We start from the raw sequence: 26150 nt of genomic DNA on the forward strand, positions 1-26150 counted from the left end.
GATTCCACCGGTCACTCAAGGCTGCCTACGGGAACGCGGGTGTGAAAAAAGGGACAGATCCATTTTCTTCGAAAACAAATCGTCCCCTTATCTTGTGCCGCCGCCATCACGACGCAGTGCTCAACCGCGAATAAACGCCAACAAATCAGCATTGATCTGATCCGCGTTGGTCGTCGGCATTCCGTGAGGAAAGCCTGGGTACGTCTTGAGCGTGGAATGTTTCAAGAGTTTGGCCGAAAGCGGCGCAGAGTCTGCAAACGGCACAATCTGATCATCCTCGCCATGCATGACCAGCGTCGGCACCTGAATCGCCTTCAAGTCTTCGGTGAAATCGGTCTCGGAAAACGCCTTGATGCAGTCGTAATGAGCTTTTGCACCGCCCATCATGCCTTGACGCCACCAGTTGTCGATGACGCCTTGCGAGACCTTGGCCCCCGGTCGATTGAAGCCGTAGAACGGCCCCGCCGGCACGTCCACGTAAAACTGCGCACGACTGGCAACCAATGCCGAACGGAACCCGTCGAACACTTCCAGAGGTAAACCTCCAGGATTCTTCTCCGACTTGACCATGATGGGCGGAACCGCGCTGATCAGTACGGCCTTGGCAACGCGTCCCGGCTTGGCTCGCGCGGCGTAGCGTGCGACTTCACCACCACCGGTCGAGTGGCCGACATGGATCGCCCCCTTGAGGTCGAGCGCATCGGTCAACTCGATGACATCGGCGGTGTAGGTGTCCCTTTCGTTGCCCTCCCACGTCTGGGTCGAGCGCCCGTGCCCGCGGCGATCGTGCGCGATCACCCGATAGCCTTTGAGCAGGAAGAACATCATCTGATTGTCCCAGTCATCCGCGCTCAATGGCCAGCCGTGGTGAAACACGATGGGCGTCGCGTCTTTCGGCCCCCAATCCTTGTAGAAAATCCTGGTGCCGTCTTTGGTCGTAATTGCGTTCATGGCGTGTGTCCCCTCGCGACCTGGTTGGTGTGGGGTTGCAGGGTGCTTATCAACGCCTGCGTCAACCGCAAAGCCTGGAAAGCATGACCGGCAAACGTGCAAAAGGCAGTGGGCCCGAGGTCGTGAGCTACGGGTCACGAGCGGGCTTCGTCAGTGTAGAAGACGCACAGCAAGCAACACTTTCAAACGATAGATGGAGCTGCCAGTTACAAATCGGCCATTAATGACCCTGCCAGGCATGCAGAATGCGGCCGAAATCGAAGCCCATGATGTTTTCAAGCGTCAGGATTTAGAAACAGTTTTCCTTCAAGGTATCGAGCGTGATGTGTTTGATGCCGGCTGCGCGGCGTGCGACCGCCAACGTCGCATCGCGTATCTTCTCTTGCGCATTCATCGGATTGACGGCGCTCAATTCGTCCGGACGGTTACGTGCGGTATCGACGATGCCCGTCTGCGAAACGAACGGCATGTGCGCTCCTTCAGCGACGACCGAGCCGACATCAATGAAGCCGACTCGGGATGCCGCGTTTCAGGTCAACTCAAGTCGCGAGGTAACCGCCGTCCACGGGAATCGTCACGCCATTGACGTAGCGCGCCGCTGGCGACGCCAGGAAAATCGCCGTGCCGGCCATGTCCTCGGGCTCAGCCCAGTCGCCGGCGGGAATGCGCGAGACGATCTGAGCGTTGAGCTCGGTAATCTCACGGCCGGCACGGGTCATCTCAGTCTTGGTCCATCCCGGCGCAATGGCGTTGACCCGGATGCGGTCCTCGGCGAAGGAAGCCGCCAGCGACTTGGTGAGGGAGACCACGGCTGCCTTGGCTGCACCATAGGCGGGCACATTCGGGGCACCCAGATAGGAGTAAAGCGAGGCGATGTTGATCAGGCAGCCTCTGCTCGCCTTGAGGTGTGGGCGAAAGGCGTTGGCAAGCCGCAGGTGATCAGGACGTGCTTGCTCGCTACGCTGAAGTCGGGGGTGTTAGACATTGCATTATTCCTGGTTGGTTGAATCATGGATCTGGAACGCGGAGTGGGATCAAGGTGAAGCGATGGCCGAAGTTTTTGTTCTTCACCCCCCCGTTTGTGGTGTGCAGTTGCGGGGTCAGTCCGCCCCCGTGCCTGGACGGCGCGCCTCCAGGCAGTGAGCCGGAATCGCAATCAGCAGCAATAGAGCCCCGATCACCAAAACGGCGGCGATCACATCAAAAGCCATATACAGATTGCCTGTTGCAGACTTGATCGCGCCGACCGCCATTTGGCTGACCACTCCGGCGAAGTTGCCCATGGTGCTGATCAGGGCGATGCCGCCGGCAGCCTTGGCGGGTGTCAGCAAGGCGGGTGGAATGGTCCAGAACAGCGAGATCGCGGAAAAGGTCGTCGCCGCCCCCAGGCTCAGGAGCAGTACCGTGAGCGGCAGGCTGGCTTGTGCGAAGCCGAGCAGGAAGAAACTGATTGCGCTTGCCAGCATCGTCAATCCGACATGCCAGCGCCGCTCCTGGCGCTTGTCCGAGCTGCGAGCCAGCAGGTACATGCCGCACAAGGCCCCGATGAAAGGGAGACTGGACAGCATGCCGATGGTTTTCATGTCCTCCACACCGAAGCCGCGGATCAGCGTCGGCATCCAATAGGAGACGGTGTGCGAGCCGCAGTTGATGAAAAAGAACGTCAGCCCGGCGATGTACACTCGCGGATCGCGTAATACCTCACTAAAACCGCCACGCGCACTGCTCTTGGCCGGCTCGACCTCCACCGCGCGAATAATGGCCTGCTTTTCCGAATCGCTCAGCCAGGTGGCCTGAGAAGGCTTGTCGGTGAGCCAGAACCAGCCGAACAGACCAAGCAACACCGCTGGAATGCCCTCGAGCACAAACAACACTTGCCAGTCGCGCAGCCCCATCCAGCCGTTGAAGCTGGTCATGATCCAGCCCGCCAGCGGGCCGCTGATGATTCCGGCAACCAACGCTGACATATAGAATATCGCTGTGATGCGGCCCCGCAGCGCGGAAGGGAACCAGTAGGTCAGGTAGAGGATTACGCCGGCGAAGAAGCCGGCCTCCGCGGCCCCGAGCAAAAAGCGCACGGCAATCAGCTGGTTCGGCGTGGTGACAAAGGCAATCGCCACCGTGATCAAGCCCCACAGCACCATGATCCGCGTCAGCGTGGCGCGAGCGCCGACGCGCTGCATATACAGGTTGCTGGGGATCTCAAACAGGATGTATCCCAGGTAGAAAATCCCCGCGCCGATACCGTAGGCGGCGTCACTCAAGCCGATGTCCGCCGCCATGTTCAGTTTGGCGAAGGAGAGGTTGATGCGATCGATAGCGTTGAATACAAAGGCGATGAGCAGGTAGGGCATCAGCCGCCAGATGACCTTGCGATAGAGGTTCCTCGCTTTCGTGGTCGCGTGTTCCGAGGTTGTCGGCAGAACCTGTTCAATAGGATTCATATCGCTTCTCTGAAGTTGGATTTTTTTTATTCTTGGGTAGAGGTCGTCGGGCCCCTTTTTCTTCGAGGCGTCGCCGTCCTTGACACGAATATCGAGCCAGAACGGCGGTCCCGTTACGGTGTCATAGGCGGTTGGATAGACGAGGGCGTCGACTGGGTACTCGCCTTCGGTGATGTGTAATCCCTTGAGTATCAGCCTGAAATTTTGCTTGGGCTGCGCTCGTCAAGAATGTCGCGCATGCGCGTTTCAACCCAACCTTTGATGTTTTGATGCGGCAGGATGTAGAAACGGTTTTCCTTCACCGCGTCGAGCGTGATGCGCGCGATGTCGGCGGCGCTGAGCGTGCCTGCCTGCGTTGCCTTGCGTAACCTGTCCTCGTATTTCGCATTTGCCGGATTGACCGCGCCGAGTTCGGCCGGACGATTGCGCGCAGCATCGGCAATCCCCGTCGACACAAAAAGTGGACATAACAACGACACACCAATCGTCGCGTTTTGTTCCTGCAATTCAAGCTGCAGGCATTCGGAGATCGTTGTCACCGCATGCTTTGCCGCGCAGTAGATACCAAGACCTGGCGCCGACGTCAGCCCGGCACCCGACCCGGTATTGACGACATGGCAGTCGTCATTTTGTGCCAGCATGCGAGGCACAAAGCTGCGGATGCCATTCGCAACCCCCTTTACGTTGATGCCGAGCATCCATTCCCAATCCTGCTCTGTAGCCGTCCACAATGGGCCGCCAACAAAGACTCCGGCATTGTTGAACAGCAGGTGCGCGGCGCCGAAGCGTTCGTAAGTTGCCACTGCCAATTGCTCGACCTGCTCGGCCTTGGCGACATCGCATTTCATCGTCAGCGCTTGCGTGCCTGGCGGTAGCAGTTCGACGGTGCCTTGCAGGTTCTTTTCGTCGATATCGGTCAGCGCAAGGCGCATGCCTTCTTTGGCGCAGGCAATGGCCAGTTCGCGGCCGAAGCCGCTGGCGGCGCCGGTAATCACGGCGACTTTGTTGTGCAGTTGCTTCATGTTGGTTTCCACGTCTTATACTTATTTTTGTTCGCAGTGCGGTGGTGGACCCTCCCGCGTAACTGAGTCAAGGCAACTATGATTCACGCTCAGGCCTGTACCGCCTCTGCATTGGCATTGGCGGGGTAAGGTGTGAGGGAGAAGCCCTCATAGCCATTCGCCTGGACCTTGTCGCAGATCCCGCGATAGACGCCGACACCCGCGACATAGACAGGGAATGTCATATGCTTGCCCTCGATGTTCGCCCCCGTCCAATAGGATTCGCCTTGCGAGAACAGGGTCGCGTCCGAGACTTCCTTGCAATGCTTGCTCCATGCCTGTTCGGCTTCGACATTGCTTTCGATGCTCTCGAGCTTGTGCTCGCGCAGGTAACGGATACAGTCGGTGATCCATTCGACGTGCTGCTCGATGGAGATCGCGTTATTACTCAACAGGGCCGGGCTTTGCGGGCCGGTAATCATGAAGAAATTCGGAAAGCCGGAAGTGGCGATGCCGAGATAGGTCTGGATGCTGCTGCCATTGGCCCACTTATCCTTCAGCGCCACGCCTTCTTTGCCACGAACATCGAGCCTGAACAGCGGTCCGGTAACGACGTCATAGCCGGTTGCAAAGACCAGGGCATCGAATTCGTAGTCGCCTTCGGTGGTGCGCAATCCGTTGGCCGTAATCTCCACCACGGGCGCGCTTTTCACGTCCACCAGGGTGACGTTGTCACGGTTGAAGGTCTCGTAGTAGCCGGTGTCCAGCACCGGGCGCTTGGTGCCGTAGACGTAAGAAGGCGTCAGCGCTTTAGCGACCGCAGGGTCGCGGACGATCTCGCCGATCTTGTCGCGAATGAATTGGCCTGCGGTCGCATTGGCGTCCAGATTTGTCATCAGATCCTTGAATGCTGACAACAACTGACCGCCGTCCTGCCACACGGCTTCATAGGCACTGCGGCGTTCTTGCTCGGTCGCGTCCAATGCCGAACGTTCCGGCGGCTTTTTGGGGGTGCCTGACCAGGACTGCAGCATTTGCTGTTTGATCGCGCCGTAGTTCGCCTTGGTGTCGCGAATGAATGCTTCGTCGTAAGGACGATTGCCTGCCGGTATCGTGTATTGCGGCGTGCGCTGGAATACGTAGAGATGCTGCGCTTGTTTGGCGATGACCGGGATGGCCTGAATACCGCTTGAGCCGGTGCCGATGACGCCGACGCGCTTGCCTTTGAAGTCCACCGGCTCATGCGGCCAGCTACCGGTATGGAAGCATTCGCCCTGGAAGCTATCCAGCCCTTTGAACTTCGGCGTGTTGGACGAGGAGAGGCAACCCACGCCGGAGATAAAGTACTTTGCCGAGACCGTCTTGCCGTCGTCGGTCTGCACCAGCCACCTTTTGCTCTTCTGGTCGTAATGGGCACTGGTGACGCGCGTCTTGAACTGTATGTCCCGACGCAGATCAAAGCGGTCCGCCACATGATTGAGATATTTCAAGATGGCGGGTTGATCGGGATAGCGGTTTTCCCACGTCCACTCCTGGAGCAGCTCCGGGGAAAAGGTGTAGTTGTAATACACGCTTTCGATATCGCACTTGGCGCCGGGGTAGCGGTTCCAATACCAAACCCCGCCGACGTCATCACCGAGCTCGAAAACGCGGGTGGACAAGCCTTCTTCGCGTAAACGGTGAAGCATATAGAGGCCGGAAAACCCCGCCCCCACGACGATCGCATCAATCCTTTCCATCCGTATCACCCCTTGTTCGAAAAAAGCCAACCGCCCTACGGATGCGAATCGCCCCGATGAACTTTCATGGCGTGCGGGTCTGTTTTATACGATGCAATCCAATGCCGTCCCCCTCGCTTGGAGGGGGCGTATCTCAACAAGCGGTAATGAATATGGCTTCAGGCACTTGCTGCCTGGCCCACCCGGCGAAAAGAACAAGAATGAGTACAAAAGTGCTGAGCCCTGTTTCCTGAGGAGTACACATGTCCGATCTGCAGGGTAAAGTCGCCATCGTCACCGGTGGCGCTTCAGGGGTGCGCATTACATGGTCGGCGGTGGCCGGACGGCATAGCTGACCTGGTTCGTGCCAACAATGAGACTTGAATCGGGAGAACTGTATCCGCGACACCGCACAAGGTCGTGCTGGTTGCAATCAAGTGTTTTGCTCTATTTCCCTCAAAGCATCCATCGACCTGATCCTGATCCGTCCATATTCAATGGCAAGGATGCCTCGAGCGGCCATCTCCTTGATCTCCAGCGCAAGGGTCTGGCGTGTGATGCCGAGCATCATTGCCAGCATCTCTTGAGTAATGGCGATGACATGGCAGCCACTGCCGCTTGCCGCCGTATCTGCTCGCGCCAACCTTTGCAGCTGACGCGCGACCCGGGCCCTGGTTGACCGTAACATCGCGTCCTCGATCAATTCATAGAGGGAACGCATGCGCGTCGCCTGCAGCAGTGCAATCGAACGAGCGAAACTGCTGCGCAGCATCAGGTCAGTAAAGATTTCCATGCCGATACGAAGCACCCTTGAATCGTTGAGCGCCGTTGCGTCATGAGACCTTGGCAGGCCATCAATCATCGACGCTTCACCGAACCAAATTCCCGGTTCAAGCACTCCCAGAATGGCTTCCTTACCATTTTCCAGCAACGTCGATCCCTTCACGGCCCCCTGGACCACGGCATAGAAGCCGTCAGGGCGATCACCTTGGCGGAACACGTATTCGCCTGGCCCAAAGTGCAATGGTGTGGCTTCTGAAAGAAGCACTTTTCGTTCCTGCAGGTCCAACGCCCCGAACCACGGCGCTTTAGACATGTGCGTGAACAAGTTGTCCTGGACGGAGTACATCAAACGTCAACCTTTCCTGACTGGATAGATCCAAGGATTGCAAGATTTCTTGCAGTTCGGCTTCGAGCAGGTCGGCAGAATGTTGCTTCACAGGCCTGCTTGCCAATGTCGAGCAGACTCCAACCCGACCTCGGAGCCATCATGAATAGTCGTGCAACCTTCACCAGTTTTCAAAATAGCACCAAGAAAGACTGGCAACTGATCAGTAACGAGTTCCTTGCCTCCTCGAAACAACTTCCAGACCGCGTGATGGCTCACCTTCGTTTGCTTGAGGGAGATTGCGGCGGCTTTCCCATCGATCGATTCGCCCATTCGCTGCAAACGGCCACTCTAGCGCTTCAAGATGGGCGTGACGAAGAATACGTCGTCTGCGCGCTACTGCATGACATCGGGGACACGCTCGGCTTCGCGTCCAATCATCCCGACATTGCAGCCGCAATACTCAAGCCTTTTGTCAGTGAAGCCAACCACTGGATGGTGCTGAACCATGGCATTTTCCAGGGCTACTACTACTTCCATCACCTCGGTGCGGACAGGAACATGCGCGAAATGTTCAAAGACAGCCCGCACTACGCTTACACCGAAGAGTTCTGCGAACTCTACGACAGCAAGGCATTCGACCCGGACGCCGAGACTCTTCCACTTAGTGTGTTCGAACCTATGTTGCGCCGCGTGCTGGCGAAGCGGCGCAACTGCAACTGCACTCCGCCAATGGCGGCCAAAGGGGATACTGATCAGCCTTTCCCGAGGGTCGGTCGTGGATGAAACAGCATTAATCGAGATGCTGGAGCAAGGTGCGTCGAACCTATGCCGCTTGCACGACATTGGTAATGCAAAGAGACACAGGCATAACGACGCAGCCTGAACATCACGTCCATACAAAAAGGAAACGCTATGAATATCCCATCACTGCAGGACGTGGTTAGCCAGGAAGAATGGCAGCTGCGCTGTGATCTTGCCGCCTGCTATCGACTCGTCGCGCTGTATGGCTGGACAGACTTGGTCTTTACCCACATCAGCGCACGGATTCCCGGGCCCGAGCACCATTTCCTCATCAACCCCTATGGGTTGCTGTTCGACGAGATCACTGCATCATCGCTCATTGTGGTTGATCAATCCGGCAACAAGGTCAGCGACTCGCCTTTCCCGGTAAACCGCGCCGGATTTGTGATTCACAGCGCGATTCATGCAGCGCGTGAGGATGTCCAGTGTGTTCTGCACACCCATACCCGCGCAGGCGTGGCGGTAAGTGCCCAGAAGGCGGGCGTGCTGCCGATCTCGCAGCAATCGACGGTCGTGTTGGCATCGCTCGGATACCACGACTACGAAGGCATTGCGCTTCGCGACGACGAGAAGCCTCGCCTGGCAGCAGACCTTGGCGACGCGAGATTCCTGATGCTGAGGAATCACGGATTGCTGACCGTGGGGCCGACGATTGCCGATGCGTTCCTCGGGATGTACGGCTTCGAGACGACCTGCCAGATCCAGCTTGCCGCGCAGTCCGGCGGGAGCGAGTTGACGGTGGTTGCCCCTCACATCATCGAAGGCGTAGAGGAGGCGTCGCGCTATCAAACAGGAGGACTGGGCGGTATGTTCGTCTGGCCGGCCCTGCTGCGTAAGCTTGACCGCATCGACGATAGCTATCGGATGTAATGGACGCCGGGGCGCACGCTTGCGCTATTCGATCGGTTCCCCTGGATTTGGCCCGTTTCAATTTGGGCCATCTCCAGGAACTACAGAAGGCTCGGACCACTATCACCGCATCGCCACTTCCTGGGACACTTGCTTACTGTCCAAGCATCCGTTTACAAGAAAATAGCCCGATGCCATCATTCACTCATCTACAACCCCAGACAAGGACGTTGCGTGAACCACCCGTTCAAATTTACGACCCTCCCCCACTGCTCCGGGGAGGTCGCAAACGTCTTCATCCACGGCTACTCAGCCGGCCACGACATAGAAGACCGGTGTGCGCTGCGCAAGCACATCCCGTCATCCCTGCACAACTGCATCAACATCTTTGCCTACTGGCCGTCGGGGCACTGGAGCCAGTTCGACAAGTTATCCAGCAGTGGTGTGTCAGCGATCGCCCGGTTCAACATCCTGGCAGGCACAGCGGCAGCAGTGGTCGATCGCGCCGTACACTTCAACACCAGTCGCAACCGTGCCACAGACATGGGCAAGACCCTGATCTCACAACTTGAGAGCTACCTTCTCAAACATCATCCCTACGTTTCGAAGGTCAATCTAGTCGGACACTCGCTTGGCGGGCGGGTAGTGGTGAGTGCACTACTCGATCTGCTGGACAAGCCAACTCAAAACGACCTCGACATTGGCGATGTGCTTTTGATGGCTGCTGCGGTCGAACTGTCGGGAAACGACGCCAGAGCCATCCGCAAGCGCACAAACTGTAAGCTCTACAATGCTTACTCAAAAGACGATGACATTTTGCGGTTGAATGCTGGGGAAAGCAGCGCAGGTCGCCGGCCAGTTCCCAACTGCAAAAACGTACGAATGGCGTCTTTCGGTCATACCGACTATTGGTCGCATCTGGAGCAGGTACTGCGGGCATCAGGCTTCCATGGCTACAAAAGTGGCCTCCCCGTCTCAAGTCAGCCCCTTCCAATCATCAAGAATCCTGACCCCGTCGTGGCCGACCACTTTTTATACGACCTGCTCGAACTGACCAGCGATAGAATCCGCAGCCAAGTCGCCAAACACCTGCGCAGCAGTAGCTGGACGACCCTTGAAACCGACCATTCGCTGTATCTGCTGACCAGGGAGTTCCAACTATTGGGCGGCCACTGCCTGATCAATCTGGCGCGTGGACGCGGTCTTAAGTACGTACAGATCTTGCTCATGCTGGCCGAACATTACGATCTGGAGAGCGAGTTGCACGATTGTGTGAGGGTGATTGAGATGGAGGAGCTGCTGATCAGCAAGTGCTTCCACTCTTCTTTCGGTGAGGGTCATGTGCTCGCTTCAAAGCAGGACATTGCCCAGCATTTGGATGCAATGTCCGAGAAAGGTTACTTCGCGCAGGTTGATGCTCTGGCAGCAAGCCTGACCGTTACGTCCTACTTCTCGACCTCTGAGGCACCTGCGCCCGAGTATCGTAAGACAACCCCAGCCTCGACCAGTGGGAGCAAGGAATTAGTGCTTGAAGCTGCATCGGCACTGCCAACCCTGACTAATCTGGTTTCGACCAAGCGCATCAGGGCAGCTGTCACGAATCTGAAAAGCGCGGTGAAACCAGGCTATTCGGCCTTGATTCCAGCTGTCGCAATTCTCTTCTACGCGCGTTTGAAGTTGAATAACCAAGGGCTGCTCTAAAGCTATCGCCAACGTCAGCAAGGGGGCGAGTGCCCCCTCTTCGCAACAGGCAACGATCGGTCAAAAACGGACACTACCGTGATGCCTTGATATTCTCTGTAGCCGATCAATGATGGACACCGCCACATGGAAGTAGCAGCACAATTCATCATCCATGAAACTGCGCACTGGATACTCAATCATCATATGTCGTCCGCGCTTCCTGGTTATCTGATGCTGGGATCGAGGGCTCACGTCAGCTCGCTGGCCGAACTTGCGGGCGAGGCGCTGGCGGAGTTGGGTGGCCTGCTCGCAACAATCCAGAAAACCCTTGAGTCGCAGCTAAAACCGAAATGGCTCTACATCAGTCGATTCGGTCACGATCCGGGTTATCCCATCCACTTCCACTTCATTCCTGTCTATCACTGGGTTGAAGAACTTTTCTGGAAGGATGCGCGATACAGACTCCTGGAAACCTTCGCCACAAACGAAAATGCCCAGTCACTGACCGATGGGGCGGAACTGACGCTGTTCATCTGGCGCGAGTTTGGAGAGCGCCCTGAACCACCGGCAATCCAGGGACCTTCGATCACCCAAGTCATTGATGATTTACGCAGGGCATTCAAATAGGACGAGGAGTCTATCCGCTCTGGGTCTTCCTGTTCATCGCGGTCGCCCTACGTTGGTGATGCCTGGAAAAGCCAGGCCCCTTCACTTATTCCTGGATTTCCACCACGATCCCCTCCACCAACAGGCGCTCATGGCGCTCATCTGTAATATTGCAAAGCCCGCTGACTGGATCACTCAACACCAAGTCGCCTGTCGCTGCGCGGATCATGAAGTTGCTGGCACCAAGATCCATGGCGATGTCGCTATGCGCGATGTATTCGGGAAACAGGCATCGCATGGCTTCGACGGCCTGTCGTGTGCAAGCCTCGATTGGGACATCGTCGAGCTTTGCCAACAGAGCGTGCTTTTCTTGCGGCGTAGCGAGCAAGTCGCCGTCGTCGCTGTCGGTCAGATGCAGCAAAAGTCGCGCGACGGCAGCTTGCTGAACGGGGTACGCCTGCAGAACTTCCAGATGTTCCAGGTGGGCCAGCCACAGGTAATCGGGATTGAAGGCGTCGTCGTGATAGAGCGCGACGGCACCATAGTCGGCCAACAGTCGGACGACGCCTGGCAAGCCGAGCTTTTTCGCCTTCGCGGCGAAGTCATGGGTGGCGTTGTCGGCAGACAAACGGTACACCGAGGCCGGCGTTTCCCCCTCGAACAGCACGCTAAACGAACCTAGGTCGATCATCTGTTTTCCAGCCAAGGGCGAGCGAGCGCAGACCGCTTCAAACACCTCCCCCACCAACACCTGCTGATGCGCAAAGTCCATCCACCTACCCTCCTGAGTCACTAGATCCGATTACCCTTGGACAGATTGCAAGGTTCACAGAGTAATTGCAGGTTTCTGACCGTGTTACTCCCGCCCAGGGAAAACGGGACGATATGGTCGAAACACAGCAGCTGTCGCGATGCACACTCAACGCACGCGCCGCCATCTCTTTGCCAGACTTCACGCTGCACGGCCCGCGGGATTGCTTCCCGGCGGGGAGCGACAGGCTTGGGGGCGGGCATACTGTTCAAATCGACGGGGATCAAGGTGCCTTCGGTGCCAGCTTCGAGTGTGGCAACCCGTGGTGTTGCCTTCACCGCAGGCAAAGTAGCATTGCTGGTATGGGCCTTGATATAAGCCACTACGTCATTGAGTTCAGCATCGGATCTCACTATCAACTTGAGCGCTGGCTGTCCTTTTTCCAGGCCCGCAGAAGCATAGGTGCCGCTATGTCGTCCTGAGTCCCCTGCGTATTCCAGGGCAATTTCCGGGACGGGTTGATCGTCTGGTGGGTATGGCAGCCAGACAAATGCAGCATCCTCGCGATTGGGTTGGTCAGTCTGAACAACGACTCCAAGCGCTCCGGCATTGAAGGCGGTGACTTTTGATCTGACTCGGTCCGGGTTGCCGAACTCCTGGTGAAACCGCTCGATGACCTGATCTTTAAACACTCGACCTTTCCTTTTGCCAATAGAGACGACATTCGCTTGAACATAGTCTTGCGCAGACAGACTTACTGCTACAACTACTGGATTGGTTTGGTCGATACTATGTCGCTAAACCTGAACCTTTTTTTTGCCTCATTCCTCGCCCCTTGTTCAGCAACAAACGTGCTTAAGGTAGAACCGTTATGCGAACCCATTTTGAGATAAGTGATGTCCCTGAACCCAAGACACAACGTGAAGGAACCACTCACTACATCCCCCTTCAGCAACCGGTGGTAACAGCATGATCGAGGTCACCGAAGTTTCCATTGCCGAACTGCGTGCGGCGCTCGAAGCCGGCCAGACAACGTCGGTTGAGCTGGTCCAGGCTTATCTCGCCAGGATCGATGCCTACGACGGTCCCGACACGCCCACCGCCCTCAATGCAGTGGTGGTTCGCAACCCCGAAGCGTTGAAGGAAGCACAGGCCTCCGATGCCCGTCGGACCAAGGGCGAGACGCTGGGGCCGCTGGATGGCATCCCTTACACGGCCAAGGACAGCTATCTGGTGAAGGGGTTGACGGCAGCCTCTGGAAGTCCCGCTTTCGCCAATCTGATTGCGTATCGCGATGCGTTCACCATCGAACGGCTTCGCGCCGCTGGAGCAATCTGCCTGGGCAAGACCAACATGCCGCCCATGGCCAACGGCGGCATGCAGCGCGGGGTCTACGGCCGTGCGGAGAGCCCGTACAACGCTGACTATCTCACCGCACCCTTCGCCTCGGGCTCATCGAACGGCGCAGGGACGGCGACCGCCGCCAGTTTCGCGGCATTCGGCCTGGCTGAAGAAACCTGGTCGAGCGGACGCGGTCCGGCATCGAACAATGGTCTGTGCGCTTATACGCCTTCGCGCGGTGTGATCTCGGTGCGCGGGAACTGGCCGCTGACGACGACGATGGACGTTGTCGTGCCGTTTGCCAGAACCATGGCCGATCTGCTCGAAGTGCTCGATGTGGTGGTCGCGGAAGATCCCGACACCCGCGGCGATCTGTGGCGACTGCAACCCTGGGTGCCGATTCCGAGTGTCGCATCGGTGCGCCCCGCGTCCTATCAGGAACTCGCCGCGAAGCCCGAGGCACTTGTCGGAAAGCGTCTCGGCGTGCCCCGCATGTACATCAATGCGGACCCCGAGGCCGGTACGTCTGAATCGCCGGGTATCGGTGGTCCGACGGGCCAGCGGATTATCACTCGCCCTTCGGTGATCGGGCTCTGGGAAGAGGCTCGCAAGGCACTTGAAGCCGCCGGTGCGGAAGTGGTCGAAGTGGATTTCCCGCTGGTCTCCAATTGCGAGGGTGATCGTCCCGGTGCGCCGACCGTGTTTACCCGTGGCCTGGTGTCGAAAGAGTTCCTGCATCATGAGTTGTGGGACCTGTCGGCCTGGGCGTTCGATGATTTTCTGCGGGCCAATGGCGATCCCAAATTGAATCGCCTGGCGGACGTCGACGGACCGCTGATTTTCCCCCACGACCCGGGGACGCTTCCCAACCGTGAGGACGACCTTGCGGCCGGCATGGACGAGTATGTGAAGATGGCCCAGCGCGGCATTACGCCGTGGGACCAGATCACCACGGTGCCTGACGGCCTGCGCGGGCTTGAACAGACCCGGCGCATTGATCTTGAGGACTGGATGGATCGGCTCGGGCTCGATGCGGTGCTGTTCCCGACGGTGGCCGATGTTGGCCCGGCGAATGCCGATGTCGATCCGGCGTCTGCGGATATTGCGTGGAGTAACGGCGTGTGGGTCGCTAATGGCAACCTTGCGATCCGGCACTTGGGCGTTCCTACGGTCACGGTGCCGATGGGTGTCATGCCCGATATCGGTATGCCTGTGGGGCTGACATTTGCTGGGCGTGCCTATGACGATTCGACGCTGCTGCGCTTTGCTTCGGCGTTTGAGGCGACTGGTTCGAAGCGATTGATTCCGCCTCGGACGCCTGTGCTGTAGCTTTTGAACGCCAAGATACGTTTGGGGTGGGATTGGGGCATATCCGTTGCTGCGGTAACGGCGGCTGGTGGTTTCGCTCTACGCCTGCGTTCGGCCTCTGGGGAAGGGGCGGCAGATCTGAAGCAACAGCAAAGCAACGGCAAGATCAACAGATCGCAGCCTTCGGCAGCTCCTACAGGTGTACGCAATCCCCTGTAGGAGCTGGCTTGCCAGCGAAGGACTCAAAGACGCCACGTTTATCCTGTTGAAAGCCGTCATCGTTAACGACCTTCGCTGGCAAGCCAGCTCCTACAGGTCGTGCGTTAGCTCGCGTTCAGCTTTTGATTTTGACGCACCGCCCCTTCACGCCCTGAGCCTGTCCGTCAACCTGTGACCACCTCCATCGGCGCCGCAACCACAAAAACGGATACACCCCCAAACCCCCGGCCAGCCCCGGTCGATTACAACAACGACAGCGTGTAGTTGATGATAAAGCGATTCTGATCCACGTTGCGCCCAGCGTCAGTATTCGACTTACCATTGCGCAAGCTAAAACCAACGCCTTTGAGCGCGCCCGATTGCAGCACGTAATCCAGCGTCATATCACGCTCCCACTCAGACTGATCCGCCGCGTTCCGGGCTTTGATGTCCGTCCCCTTCAAATACGCGATAGTGGCTTTCAAACCCGGTATGCCCAAAGGCGCAAAGTCATAGCTGTACTGACCGAAATTGGTCTGCTCACCCGCACGCGCAAAGCTCTGGATCATGCGGTCGGTGGGCAGGTAAACGCTGCCGCCGCCCGCGCCTTTATCGACCAGGCTGCCCTGATTGGGCTGGACGAAATTGCTGCCATCCCCCACTTGCTGATGCCCCAGCGACACCGCGTGACCACTGTTGGCATAGGTGATCATCGCCACCCAGGTGTTGTTGTCGATTTCACCATTGTCGTCATCGGTGTAACCCGAGACCCGATAACCTTGGGCCCTGCCCGCAGCGGAGCTGTTTGCACCGGTTGACGTGGTGCGAAAGTAACGCAGGTCGGTGGTAAAGGAGCTTTTGCCGTCGATGGGCAGAACGTGGGTCAGGCCAAAGAAGTTCTGGTTGTAGAAGTCTTCCAATTGCGCGAAATAATACTGAGCCTTCAGGTCCTTGGTGAGGTTGTAGTCACCCCCGGCGAAGTAGAACTTGTTGCTGTCCTGAGTGCTGCCCGCCACCGACAGACCGGTGCGATCAGTCGAGGCGCGACCGACCGCATGCTCAAGCACACCACTCGTTAACATCAGGCCATCGATGTCGTTCGAGGTGACCTGCGCACCGGTGAACGATTGCGGCAATACACGGGCATCGTTCGACAGCAGGATCGGCAGTTTGGGCAGCAGCGTGCCGTAGCGGAACTCGGTCTTCGCGATACGCATCTTCGCGGTGGGGCCGAAACTGCTCCAGGCATCAGCCGCACCGTCGCCGTCAGTCGGGATCATGCCGCTACCGACGTGGCGGCCGGCACCGCTGTCCAATGTAACGCCAAGCAGAGCCTGTGCATCGAGCCCGAACCCGACCGGGCCTTGAGTAAATCCGGACTCATAGCGCAGCACAAAACCCTGCGCGGCTTCCTCGGTTTTCGAAGGATCAGCGCTGCCGTCGCGGTTATCGCTGTTGAAATACAAGGTACGCATCGAGAGGCTGGCTTTGCTGTCTTCCAGAAAACCATGCGCGACAGAGTCTGCTGCCTGTGCGCACAGCGAACCGGTGGCCAGCAAAAATGCGGTGGGGATTGCTCGCTTCAACATACGGTGCTCCAGTGTTTTTATCTTTTTTATGAGTTTTAAACGACCGCTATCCGCCACTGGCACCCAACACCGGCGCGCACAATGACGCGCCCGATGGGTGACCATGAGCATTGAATTTCGCAAGCGATCGGAGTGTTCGAGCGGTTAACGCTCTATGAGCTAAATCAGGTAAGAGAGGCCCACGGTCAGACCGAAAGCGACGACCGAGATGATGGTTTCGAGTACCGTCCAGGTCTTGAAGGTCTGGGCGACGGTCATGTTGAAATACTCTTTTATCAACCAGAAACCACCGTCGTTGACGTGGGAAAAAATCACCGAGCCCGCGCCCGTCGCCAGCACCAGCAACTCCGGATGCGGATAGCCCAACCCCACGGCCACCGGCGCGACAATCCCCGAGGCGGTGGTCATGGCCACCGTCGCGGAACCGGTGGCGATGCGCATCAACGCGGCGAACAGCCAGCCCATCAACAGCGGCGACAAGTGAAAGACCTGGGCCAGGCTGACGATCTGGTCGGTGACGCCGGCGTCCACCAGAATCCGGTTCAAGCCGCCGCCCGCGCCGACCAGCAAGGTGATGCTGGCGGTCGGGGCCAGGCATTCGTTGGTGAACTTGAGGATCGATTCGCGGTTGAAACCCTGGGCCAGGCCGAGGGTCCAGAAGCTCAGCAGGGTCGCCAGCAGCAAGGCAATCACCGAGTTGCCGATGAACAACAGAAACTGGTTGAAACCGCTGCCCGGCGTGGAAATCAGGTTGGCCCAGCCGCCGATCAGCATCAGCACCACCGGCAACAGAATGGTCGCCATGGTGATGCCGAAACCCGGCAGGCTGTCGCGCGGTTCGCGGTCGAGAAACTGCCGCTCCAGCGGGTTCTCCGCCGGCAGTTGAATGCGCGGCACGATGAACTTGGCGTACAAGGGACCGGCGATGATCGCGGTCGGAATCCCGATCAGAATCGCGTAGAGCAAGGTCTGCCCCACGGACGCCTGATAGACCTGCACCGCCAGCATCGCCGCCGGGTGCGGCGGCACCAACGCATGCACCACCGAAAGCCCGGCGACCATCGGCAAGCCGACCATCAGAATCGACACGCCGACGCGCCGCGCCACGGTAAAGGCGATCGGCACCAGCAGCACAAAACCGACTTCGAAGAACAGCGGCAGGCCAACCAGGAAGGCGATGCAGACCATCGCCCAATGCGCGTTTTTCTCGCCGAAGCGGGCGATCAAGGTCCGCGCCACCTGCTCGGCGCCCCCGGACTCGGCCATCATCTTGCCGAGCATGGTGCCCAGCGCCACCACCAGCGCGATGTGCCCCAGGGTCTTGCCGACGCCGGCCTCATACGCGCCGACCACCCCGGACGCCGGCATCCCGGCGAGCAAGGCCAGGCCGATGGAGACCAGGGTAATCACAATGAACGGATTGAGTCGGTAACGGGCGATCAGCACGATCAGCGCAATGATGGCGATGGCGGCATACACCAGCAGCCAATAGCCGAAGGACAGGGTCATGCGGTACTCCTCGAGAGGGTCACGTCGAAAATTTGTGAAACTCTTAAAACATTTCGAGGCGTGATTATCAAACGAGGCGAAAGTAATTTTCGTAGAGGGATAAGGGTTGTCGCACAGAGGCATGGGCAGTCGTGGTTTTTGAAACTCGGTCAGGCGGATTTACATCATCTCTGCCCCGCTCGGTCAGGTCCGAGAAGCGATATTTCAGCCGCAATGCCTACTTTGTAGCAGCTGGCGAAGCCTGCGTTCGGCTGCGCAGCAGTCGTAAAATCAGCCAACGCGGTCCGTCAGACCCACCGGGTTTTCAGGATTCACGACTGCTGCGCAGCCGAACGCAGCCTTCGGCAGCTGCTACACCGGTTGTGTTATGGCTTAAATGGATGCCCACTTTTGCCCGAGGGTTTCCAGACCGGCCTTTTGCAGATCCTCCGGGCTCAGCACAATGCGAAATTTGCAGGTGGCGTTGAAGTTGAGAAAAAAGGGTTCGGCAAAAGCGGGGATATCGGATGAGTCTTGTACGTCGACCAGAAAGATCCCGCCGCGCCTACCATCCTGCTCGGTAAAGTACACCGCCTCCGGTTTGATGCTTACCAGGATGCGCTCAATAACCTCGCCCACCGTCCCGGCTTTGATCAGGGAGTTGAAGGGCTCATTAGGGCATTCGACCATCAGTAACATCTTCATCATGGCATCCTCTATTCAACGTACAACCCTGTAGGCCGCCGGCCAAATAGTCGACAACTCTTGCGGTGCGTGTCGTCAAGAATAGCGAAACGTGAGCCAACCCTCGGGCAGGGTTACGGGCGGTCGTGAAGCAGTTTCGGAGGCAGGGTTGTCGACCTATACTGCTTCAGTTGGTTTTCCGCGCGTCATGTAATACGTCGACACCCGTGCGCCTGTGCGGTGCACCCGTGCCAATCGTCAACGTATGTAATCCCGAGCCGAATGAATCGTGTTGCCAGGATCAGATGATGGGCTGTGCTCGATTGTTTCGTGACCAACGGGTGCTGGAGAAGATCATGAAACTCAAGTTTTTTTCAGGTGTTGCACTCGCAGTCGCGGCAACGGTCGTCATGCCAACTGTCCTGACGGGTGCCTGGGCTGGAAATGTCCCTGCGGTGGCATCGGACGGCGCTGATCATGTGGGTGCCGGTCAGGTTGCCTCCGATGGCGCCGATCATGTCGGCGCGGGTCAGGTGGCCTCCGATGGCGCCGATCATGTCGGTGCCGGTCAGGTGGCCTCCGATGGCGCCGATCATGTCGGTGCCGGTCAGGTGGCTTCTGATGGCGCCGATCATGTCGGTGCCGGTCAGGTGGCTTCTGATGGCGCCGATCATGTCGGCGCGGGTCAGGTGGCTTCTGATGGCGCCGATCATGTCGGCGCGGGTCAGGTGGCCTCCGATGGTTCCGATCATGTCGGTGCCGGTCAGGTCGCCTCCGATGGCGCCGATCATGTCGGCGCGGGTCAGGTGGCTTCTGATGGCTCCGATCATGTCGGTGCCGGTCAGGTGGCTTCTGATGGTTCCGATCGCATAGGCGCCAATCGACTGGCAGCCGATGGCTCTGAACGTGTGGGCGCCTCTCGTCTCGCGTATGCATCTCGCGTTGGCGTGGGCTCGGATAGAGTCGCGTCCGATGCCATGAGCGGCAGCTACACGGACCAGTTCAATAGATAATCTCAGTCGTCACGCAAGGATGGAGCATTGCGCTTCACCCTTGCGCTGACAGAAACCGTTTAGGCGTCGAGCGCCCGCTCAGACCAGGTTGATCTCGACGTTGATGTTGCCCCGCGTGGCTTTCGAGTACGGACACAGTTCGTGCCCTTTATCCACCAGCGCCCGAGCCGTTTCGCGATCCATCCCCGGCAGGCTGATGTTGAGGCGAGCCTGCACGAGGTAGCCGCCTGCGTTCGTGCCCAGGTCAACTTCGGCGTCAATGCTCAGGTCCGACGGAAGCTTGATCTTCATTTGACCGGCCGCCACCTGCAATGCACCGATGAAACAGGCGGACCAACCGGTGGCGAACAACTGCTCAGGATTGGTGCCATCGCCCGGGGCGCCAGGGGATGAAAGCTTGACGTCGAGACGACCATCGGAGCTGCGTGATGCGCCATCCCGCCCGCCCGTGGTATGGACCTTGGCGGTGTAAAGTACTTTGTCGAGTTGCTTCATGATGATCTCCTGATTGAAATTGCAAAAAACTGGCTTTAAAACGCATCCGATCAGCGTCGGATGATTTAAAGAGGTCGTTTATTCAACTCAGGTGAACCAGAAAACCGCCTGCTCATCGGATCAGGCTCGGTTTCACCGCATGCGTGACAATTTCGACCAGCCCATCTTGCTCGATGGAACGACGCAGAAGCGGACTGGATCTCTCAATATAGACGTCGTTGCTCGACAACGTGGCCCTGGCCGCCAGCCGGACCGGGAGCCGATTGTTCGGCGGGGATCACTGATTGATGAGGTTATCGATATCGACAGCAATACAGACATAAATAACAACGATATATAAATACTCAGCACTTCAACGTTACACACAGTGTTTCAACAAAGAGACACTTGTATAGTGTTCCATCCATAAGCGCGTCAACCGCCTGTCTGACACTTGGGGCCACCATGCATACTTTTAGAATAACTACGGATAGCATGCGCGCCGCGTTTCCCTCGGCATCACCCAGTTGACCAAAGAGTCAGCAAACTAAGGAAATCCCAACAACTACAAGCCTTGCAGAGAACCCAATTGCGCGACGATTATGCAATTAATCAAGTCGGTGGTCTGGCGTGCGTTTATCTATCGACGACAGAACACTTCCAGCTCGACTGTTTTATCAGCCAATACATACAAACCCGAAACCTGCGTTCAATTCTCGATATCAACAATCTCCTGCGTTCTACCCTCAAAGGCTATCCGGGCAAACCTCCGGTCATGGTCAACGAGCTGAACGCCTGGATCGACAAAACCTTGGGTTATCGGGCCGAACACCCTGATTTCGTGTCGCTGGAAGACGTTTGAAACGATGCGCGGGGACTGTTCAGCAAAAGAACTGAACGAACCTGAAGTCGGCACACTCTCAATAGCAGAGGCTCATTGAGCCTCGTGTTTTTTCAGCTTTCGTATTTCGGCACGTTGTTTGCGCCGCAGTTTTCTCTGAGTTCCCTATTCGACTATTGAGCCCATGTCCTGCCGACGTCTGGAGGAATATATGAGTGAACTCGTTCCTTATGCGGTGCATTACCTGTTTGAGGGGGTGCGGCAGCATTTTTTCAAGTTGGCGGTGCAGTTTTCAGATGTCGAGGCCATCCATTCGGCTTCTGCGCATGCTTATCCGCGGGCTGGGCGGCAAATTGCTGCACATGCGAGCCTCGAAACGGCGCGGGTTCAGGCTCAGCGATTGGGGATTACGCAGATTCGCTGGAATGTTTCGATCTGATTCAAACTTTTGCCTTCGCAATAAAGCCCTGCTCGATGGCTTACTTTTAATGTTTTGGGATTGGGGGCATATCCGTTGCTGCGGTTATGGCGGCTGGCGGTTTCGCTCTTACAGCGAGTCCCTTTTGCAAACGCCCAAAAGGAACCAAAACGCTTTGCCCCTCCATTCGGTGCCTCGCTTAGGCTCGGCATGCCCTCACTCCGGCATTGCTCCGGGGGCCCGCCGCCATCGGCCATCCATGGCCGGGGGCGGCTAACCCGGCATCCATGCCGGGTTGCCCCCTACGCAACGCCTGCGTTCGGCCTCTGGGAAAGGGGCAACAGATCAAGATCAAAAGCCAAAGCAAAGCAAAGCAAAGCAAAGCAACGGCAGGATCAAAAGATCGCAGCCTTCGGCAGCTCCTACGGGGGTGTGTGTGACGCGGATTAACGCGTCGCACACGGTCAATGTAGGAGCTGCCGAAGGCTGCGATCTTTTGATCTTGCTCATCTGAAACACTACCCACTGTAGGAGCGAGCTTGCTCGCGATAGACCCACAGGCACCGCGTTTACCCTGTTAACACGCGCCATCATTGACGTTCTTCGCGAGCAAGCTCGCTCCTACAGGGGAATGCATACGCAGAAATCAGGCCGGCCCGTAGGCCGCCGTGCTTTTGATTTTGACGCACCGCCCCCGGCCATGGATGGCCGATGGCGGCGGGCCCACGGAGCAGGACCGGAGCGAGGGCATGCCGAGCCACAGCGAGGCACCGAACGAAAGGGGCAAGAGCCCTTGGTTACTTGGGGCTTTTCCAAGTGACTCGCCGTAAGGGCGAAACCCATAGCCGCCACACCCAAAAAAATGGATATGCCCCCAACCAAAGAAGCCCCGACCAACTCAGGGCTTCAGCGGACGCTCCTGGTCCCGGTCTGATAACTCTTTACCATCGTCAGGATGTTTCCAGTCCGGTATCGAACGCCTCTGCCGCTCGATCTCTTCTTCCGTAGGTTCATCCACATCTTCATCCTGGTCAGGACGCTTCGGATCATTTGCCATGTTCGCCTCTCTTCCTGAAGGGATCTCCTTAAAGCGTAGAACAGTTTCACCGCCAACGACTCACAGCCACCAACGCAACAAAAAGAAAAACCCCATGCTCAACAACATACTGAGCAAGGTATTGCGGGTGTAAAGCACCAACCCCACTGCCACCAGCGAACTGAGCAGATACGGGTTATCCCACTGCAGATTCAACTGCTTGTCCGGCATGAACACGATCGGCCCACAGATCGCAGTCAACATGCCCGGCACCGCAAAACCCAAAAACTGCCGCGCATTGCTGCTCAGCCGCACCGGCAGTCGCGGTTCGAGAAACACATAGCGGTTGAGAAAAACCAGCACACCCATCCCGATAATCACAGCCCAGACGATCATGACCGCCCCCCATAGAACTTATTGCAGACAAAGCCTGCGGTCATGCCCGCCAACCCCGACAGCACCAGCGCCGAGCCCCATTGCCAGTAGCTGAACAACACTGAGCAAAACAGCGAAACCGCCACGCACACCACCGTCGGCACGTTGCGCACTACCGGGGTGATCAGGGCGATGAAGGTCGCCGCGATGGAGAAATCCAGCCCCAGATGCTCCAGGCCCGGAATGCTGCTGCCCAACACGATGCCAGCCAGCGTAAAGAGGTTCCAGGCGATGTAAAACGTCAGGCCGACACCCAACGCATACCAGCGGTTGAACTGCTGTTTGTCATGCTGACTGGTCAGCGCGAACAGCTCATCAGTGAGCAAGAACCCGAGCCCTACGCGCCAGCGCCCCGGCAATGGCGAAATCACCGAACGCATACTCATCCCGTAAAGCAAATGCTGGGAGGTCAGCAACAAGGTCGTCAGCAGAATCGAAAAAATCCCGGCGCCGCCCTTGAGCATGCCGATGGCCACCAGTTGCGCGGCACCGGCAAACACAATGCTCGACAGGCCCTGGCCTTGCAGGGGCGTCAGATTGGCCTCGATGGCCATGGAACCGGCCAGCAATCCCCAGGGCGCAGTCGCCAGGGACAACGGCATGATCGCCGCGGCGCCGCGAAGAAACGCACTGCGCGGCATGAGTGAGTTGGACATAACGCTCTACAACCAGGGAAAGACCTCAGACTCTGCCAGCAGTCGCCGCCGATGGCTTGAACAATCTTGCGCTGTTTGCCATTCATCGGCTGCACGCTTGATTCGTCGCAATAGTAGCAACATGATGGCGCAGTATTTTTCCTTGAGGCCCGGCCACGCATGAGCTCAGTCGAAACCGACAGCGACGTCTACAAAACCCTGCTTGAATCGACCAAGGCGATTCCATGGCGGATCGACTGGAAAACCAGGACCTTCAGCTACATCGGCCCACAGATCGAACGGCTGCTGGGATGGAAGCAGGACAGTTGGGTCGGTGTAAATGACTGGGTCGAACGCATGCACCCGGATGATCGCGACTACGTGGTGGAATTCTGCGTCTCGCAATCCCGGGCCGGCGTGGACCACGAGGCCGACTATCGGGCGCTGACCCGCAACGGCGACTACGTGTGGATTCGCGATGTGGTGCACGTGGTGCGCAAGGACGGCGAAGTGGAAGCGCTGGTGGGCTTCATGTTCGACATCAGCGAGCGCAAGAAAACCGAAGAACACCTGAAACGCCTGCAGAAGCAGCTCGAAGAGTATTCATTCCAGGACGGGCTGACCGGCATCGCCAACCGACGCATGTTCGACACCGTGCTCGAACGCGAATGGACCAGTGCCCAGCGCACGGGCTCGCCGTTGTCGTTGATCATTCTGGATATCGATTACTTCAAGCAGTTCAACGACCACTACGGGCACATCAAGGGCGACGAATGCCTGCGCCGTGTGGCCCAGACGCTGTCGCTGGCGGCCAACCGGCCACGGGATTTCATCGCCCGGATCGGTGGTGAAGAGTTCGTCTGGCTGCTGCCCGAAACCGATGCCGAATCCGCCAGGCTGGTGGCGCACAAATGCCTGCACCTGATTCGCCAGCAGCAGATCCCTCACGAATTTTCTGCGGTGTCGCCCCTGCTCAGCCTGAGCCTGGGCGTCGCTACAACCACCGCATCGCTGCACGCAACGACACTGGAATTCGTCGAACAGGTCGATAAATTGCTCTATCAAGCCAAGCGCAATGGCCGGATGCGCGCCGAGTTCGCTGATTTTCGCAATTGACAAACGCCGCGCCGGCTTTTAAAACTGAGCGCCTCATTCAGGGTGTCAGCAACATGTGCGCAACCTTCAACCTCAACACTAACGTCATTGGCTCGATTGCCAAGGCGCAAGGTTGTGTTGCGCGCACCCTCAAATCGAAGAAACAGTCGCTCATGTGACCGGGGCGCGCTGTCCCGTCAGATGAGCTGACAGGACATTGAGCGCGACGGACCACCCTCCCCTTGCTTACTGCCTACTACGCTTCTGACGGTGACGAATTCGGTCAACCATCAGGAGAACGTGCATGTCATCGTTTCAAGGTATCTGGGTTCCACTCGTTACACCGTTTAATAACGGCGCCATCGATTTCGTCGGGTTGCGGCGGTTGGTCGCTCACCTGCTGGAAAAAGGCGTCGATGGCCTTGTGGTCTGCGGCACCACGGCGGAAGCGGCGGCCCTGAGCAAACAGGAACAACTGGCGGTGCTCGACGCCGTGCTGGAACAGGTGCCGGCGCAACGCGTGGTCATGGGCCTGGCCGGCAACAACCTGACCGAACTGCTGCACTTTCAGAGCGAAATTCTCAAACGCCCGCTGGCCGGTTTGCTGGTGCCGCCGCCGTATTACATCCGCCCTTCCCAGGCTGGCCTCCAAGCGTTTTTCAAGACAGTCGCCGATGCCTCCAGCGTGCCGATCATTCTCTACGACATTCCTTACCGCACCGGCGTAGCTTTTGAACAGGCGACCCTGCTCAACATCGTCGGCCATGAGCGCATCGTCGCGATCAAGGATTGCGGCGGCAATCAGGCCAACACCCTGGCACTGCTCGCCAGTGGCGACGTCGACGTGCTGTGCTGTGAAGACCATCAGATCTTCAACGCCTTGTGCCTGGGCGCCAAAGGCGCGATTGCCGCCTCGGCGCATGTCCATCCCGAACGGTTCGTGGCGCTGTATCAACAGCTGCGCGACAACCAGTTGGCGGCCGGTCGCGCGACTTTCTTCGAGCTGCTGCCGCTGATCCAAAGCCTGTTCATCGAACCCAACCCCGCTCCGGTGAAAACCGCCCTGGCCCTTGAAGGCTTGATCGGTGACGAACTGCGCGCGCCGATGCAGCGCAGCAGCGAAACTATGGTGGCGCGTTTGCAGGACGTGCTCGCGGCGCTGAACCGCAACAATCGATAGAGCGCCGGCAACCAGCCCGAGTACCATGGAGCGATTCGCAGAGCGCATCAGGGAGGCGACATGCTTTACCGAATCGCCGCCGACGGGTTGGTGCTGTTCCACCTGCTGTTCATATTGTTCGTGCTGTTCGGCGGGCTGCTGGTGCTCAAATGGCGCCACCTGATCTGGTGGCACCTGCCTGCCGCTGTATGGGGCGTATCAGTAGAAGTCTTCCACCTGATCTGCCCGTTGACGGACTGGGAAAACCGTATGCGCCATGCGGCCGGGCAAACCGGCTACGGCGGCGGTTTTATTGAACATTACGTGTGGCCGATCATTTATCCGGCCGGGCTGACTCCCGCTATTCAGCTAGGGTTGGCCGGTGTGGTGCTGGTGTTCAACGTGCTGGTCTATCTTCGAGTGATCAAGCAGTGGAATTTACGCCGTGCTGTCTAAAAAGATCGCAGCCTTCGGCAGCTCCTACAGGGAAACGCAGACCCTGTGCAGGCGCTGCCGAAGGC

28 protein-coding genes are annotated in these 26150 nt (G+C 57.9%); 11 read left to right on the top strand and 17 right to left on the bottom strand.

Annotation, left to right across the window (positions count from 1 at the left end; all coding sequences use genetic code 11):
- Positions 1-120: 120 nt before the first annotated feature.
- The 7 genes from AEQ67_RS04365 to AEQ67_RS04395 all read right to left on the bottom strand — a co-directional run bounded on the left by AEQ67_RS04365 (position 121) and on the right by AEQ67_RS04395 (position 7243).
- The gene (locus AEQ67_RS04365; RefSeq protein ID WP_059402664.1) at positions 121-951 is read right to left on the bottom strand and encodes an alpha/beta fold hydrolase; all 831 of its coding nucleotides are present in this window, start codon (positions 949-951) and stop codon (positions 121-123) included.
- A gap of 289 nt (positions 952-1240) precedes the next feature.
- Positions 1241-1420 (bottom strand): hypothetical protein, encoded by a 180-nt coding sequence (locus AEQ67_RS04370; protein ID WP_059402665.1) that lies wholly within the window; start codon positions 1418-1420, stop codon positions 1241-1243.
- A 70-nt stretch (positions 1421-1490) separates the two neighbouring features.
- Positions 1491-1886, bottom strand: coding sequence for an SDR family NAD(P)-dependent oxidoreductase (locus tag AEQ67_RS04375; RefSeq protein WP_082377777.1), 396 nt, complete (start codon positions 1884-1886; stop codon positions 1491-1493).
- A gap of 165 nt (positions 1887-2051) precedes the next feature.
- Positions 2052-3395: an MFS transporter gene (locus tag AEQ67_RS04380; RefSeq protein ID WP_059402667.1), complete on the bottom strand. Its 1344-nt coding sequence runs from the start codon at positions 3393-3395 to the stop codon at positions 2052-2054.
- A 191-nt stretch (positions 3396-3586) separates the two neighbouring features.
- Complete coding sequence (locus AEQ67_RS04385; RefSeq protein WP_059402668.1) at positions 3587-4417, bottom strand: SDR family NAD(P)-dependent oxidoreductase; 831 nt, start codon at positions 4415-4417, stop codon at positions 3587-3589.
- 89 nt (positions 4418-4506) lie between these two features.
- Positions 4507-6135 carry a flavin-containing monooxygenase gene (locus tag AEQ67_RS04390; protein ID WP_059402669.1) on the bottom strand — a complete coding sequence of 543 codons (1629 nt, stop codon included), beginning with the start codon at positions 6133-6135 and terminating at the stop codon, positions 4507-4509.
- A gap of 412 nt (positions 6136-6547) precedes the next feature.
- Entirely contained in the window at positions 6548-7243 is a 696-nt protein-coding gene (locus AEQ67_RS04395) for a Crp/Fnr family transcriptional regulator (protein ID WP_063854414.1), read from the bottom strand.
- A gap of 141 nt (positions 7244-7384) precedes the next feature.
- Between AEQ67_RS04395 and AEQ67_RS04400 the strand changes: the two genes are divergently transcribed.
- The 5 genes from AEQ67_RS04400 to AEQ67_RS04415 all read left to right on the top strand — a co-directional run bounded on the left by AEQ67_RS04400 (position 7385) and on the right by AEQ67_RS04415 (position 11185).
- On the top strand, positions 7385-8008 hold the full coding sequence (locus AEQ67_RS04400) for an HD domain-containing protein (protein ID WP_152974798.1): 624 nt from the start codon (positions 7385-7387) through the stop codon (positions 8006-8008).
- Positions 7977-8108, top strand: coding sequence for a hypothetical protein (locus AEQ67_RS36645; protein ID WP_442965629.1), 132 nt, complete (start codon positions 7977-7979; stop codon positions 8106-8108). The genes AEQ67_RS04400 and AEQ67_RS36645 overlap by 32 nt, the downstream gene beginning before the upstream one ends.
- Positions 8109-8137: 29 nt before the next feature.
- Complete coding sequence (locus AEQ67_RS04405; RefSeq protein ID WP_059402670.1) at positions 8138-8896, top strand: class II aldolase/adducin family protein; 759 nt, start codon at positions 8138-8140, stop codon at positions 8894-8896.
- 213 nt (positions 8897-9109) lie between these two features.
- Entirely contained in the window at positions 9110-10576 is a 1467-nt protein-coding gene (locus AEQ67_RS04410; RefSeq protein WP_059402671.1) for a DUF726 domain-containing protein, read from the top strand.
- Between the two features lie 126 nt (positions 10577-10702).
- Positions 10703-11185 (top strand): hydrolase, encoded by a 483-nt coding sequence (locus AEQ67_RS04415; RefSeq protein ID WP_059402672.1) that lies wholly within the window; start codon positions 10703-10705, stop codon positions 11183-11185.
- Between the two features lie 85 nt (positions 11186-11270).
- Here AEQ67_RS04415 and AEQ67_RS04420 read toward each other — a convergent pair whose 3' ends face one another.
- Both AEQ67_RS04420 and AEQ67_RS04425 read right to left on the bottom strand, forming a co-directional pair.
- Positions 11271-11936, bottom strand: coding sequence for a hypothetical protein (locus tag AEQ67_RS04420; protein ID WP_059402673.1), 666 nt, complete (start codon positions 11934-11936; stop codon positions 11271-11273).
- 20 nt (positions 11937-11956) lie between these two features.
- A complete protein-coding gene (locus AEQ67_RS04425; protein WP_059402674.1) occupies positions 11957-12607 on the bottom strand; it encodes an HNH endonuclease in 651 nt (216 codons plus the stop codon).
- Between the two features lie 277 nt (positions 12608-12884).
- Between AEQ67_RS04425 and AEQ67_RS04430 the strand changes: the two genes are divergently transcribed.
- Positions 12885-14585 (top strand): amidase, encoded by a 1701-nt coding sequence (locus AEQ67_RS04430; RefSeq protein WP_059402675.1) that lies wholly within the window; start codon positions 12885-12887, stop codon positions 14583-14585.
- Positions 14586-15025: 440 nt separating this feature from the next.
- On the opposite strand, the gene AEQ67_RS04435 is transcribed toward AEQ67_RS04430, so the two are convergent.
- The 5 genes from AEQ67_RS04435 to AEQ67_RS04455 form a co-directional block, all read right to left on the bottom strand.
- A complete protein-coding gene (locus AEQ67_RS04435; RefSeq protein WP_059402676.1) occupies positions 15026-16351 on the bottom strand; it encodes an OprD family porin in 1326 nt (441 codons plus the stop codon).
- Between the two features lie 159 nt (positions 16352-16510).
- Positions 16511-17860 (bottom strand): GntT/GntP/DsdX family permease, encoded by a 1350-nt coding sequence (locus AEQ67_RS04440; protein WP_059402677.1) that lies wholly within the window; start codon positions 17858-17860, stop codon positions 16511-16513.
- A gap of 372 nt (positions 17861-18232) precedes the next feature.
- Entirely contained in the window at positions 18233-18544 is a 312-nt protein-coding gene (locus AEQ67_RS04445; protein WP_059402922.1) for a hypothetical protein, read from the bottom strand.
- 353 nt (positions 18545-18897) lie between these two features.
- Positions 18898-19353 carry a pentapeptide repeat-containing protein gene (locus AEQ67_RS35845; RefSeq protein ID WP_059402678.1) on the bottom strand — a complete coding sequence of 152 codons (456 nt, stop codon included), beginning with the start codon at positions 19351-19353 and terminating at the stop codon, positions 18898-18900.
- Positions 19354-19614: 261 nt separating this feature from the next.
- Entirely contained in the window at positions 19615-20031 is a 417-nt protein-coding gene (locus tag AEQ67_RS04455) for an organic hydroperoxide resistance protein (RefSeq protein ID WP_059402679.1), read from the bottom strand.
- Positions 20032-20599: 568 nt separating this feature from the next.
- Between AEQ67_RS04455 and AEQ67_RS04460 the strand changes: the two genes are divergently transcribed.
- Entirely contained in the window at positions 20600-20872 is a 273-nt protein-coding gene (locus tag AEQ67_RS04460; protein WP_059402680.1) for a hypothetical protein, read from the top strand.
- Positions 20873-21062: 190 nt separating this feature from the next.
- A complete protein-coding gene (locus tag AEQ67_RS04465; RefSeq protein ID WP_059402681.1) occupies positions 21063-21290 on the top strand; it encodes a DUF6555 family protein in 228 nt (75 codons plus the stop codon).
- An 877-nt stretch (positions 21291-22167) separates the two neighbouring features.
- Here AEQ67_RS04465 and AEQ67_RS35935 read toward each other — a convergent pair.
- From AEQ67_RS35935 to AEQ67_RS04475, 3 genes are read right to left on the bottom strand one after another with little or no spacing between them, the layout of a single operon-like run.
- The gene (locus AEQ67_RS35935) at positions 22168-22326 is read right to left on the bottom strand and encodes a hypothetical protein (protein WP_177333628.1); all 159 of its coding nucleotides are present in this window, start codon (positions 22324-22326) and stop codon (positions 22168-22170) included.
- Positions 22327-22386: 60 nt separating this feature from the next.
- Positions 22387-22698, bottom strand: a complete 312-nt coding sequence (locus AEQ67_RS04470) for an AzlD domain-containing protein (protein ID WP_177333631.1) — start codon at positions 22696-22698, stop codon at positions 22387-22389.
- Entirely contained in the window at positions 22698-23396 is a 699-nt protein-coding gene (locus AEQ67_RS04475; protein ID WP_059402683.1) for an AzlC family ABC transporter permease, read from the bottom strand. The genes AEQ67_RS04470 and AEQ67_RS04475 overlap by 1 nt, the downstream gene beginning before the upstream one ends.
- 159 nt (positions 23397-23555) lie before the next feature.
- Here AEQ67_RS04475 and AEQ67_RS04480 point away from each other — a divergent pair, with 159 nt between their 5' ends.
- The 3 genes from AEQ67_RS04480 to AEQ67_RS04490 all read left to right on the top strand — a co-directional run bounded on the left by AEQ67_RS04480 (position 23556) and on the right by AEQ67_RS04490 (position 26085).
- Positions 23556-24491 carry a sensor domain-containing diguanylate cyclase gene (locus AEQ67_RS04480; protein ID WP_059402684.1) on the top strand — a complete coding sequence of 312 codons (936 nt, stop codon included), beginning with the start codon at positions 23556-23558 and terminating at the stop codon, positions 24489-24491.
- 283 nt (positions 24492-24774) lie between these two features.
- The gene (gene dapA, locus AEQ67_RS04485; RefSeq protein WP_059402685.1) at positions 24775-25650 is read left to right on the top strand and encodes a 4-hydroxy-tetrahydrodipicolinate synthase; all 876 of its coding nucleotides are present in this window, start codon (positions 24775-24777) and stop codon (positions 25648-25650) included.
- A 60-nt stretch (positions 25651-25710) separates the two neighbouring features.
- Positions 25711-26085, top strand: coding sequence for a DUF2784 domain-containing protein (locus AEQ67_RS04490; RefSeq protein ID WP_059402686.1), 375 nt, complete (start codon positions 25711-25713; stop codon positions 26083-26085).
- The last annotated feature ends 65 nt before the right edge of the window (positions 26086-26150 follow it).

This window comes from Pseudomonas sp. RIT-PI-q, assembly GCF_001297125.1.
Lineage (GTDB): Bacteria > Pseudomonadota > Gammaproteobacteria > Pseudomonadales > Pseudomonadaceae > Aquipseudomonas.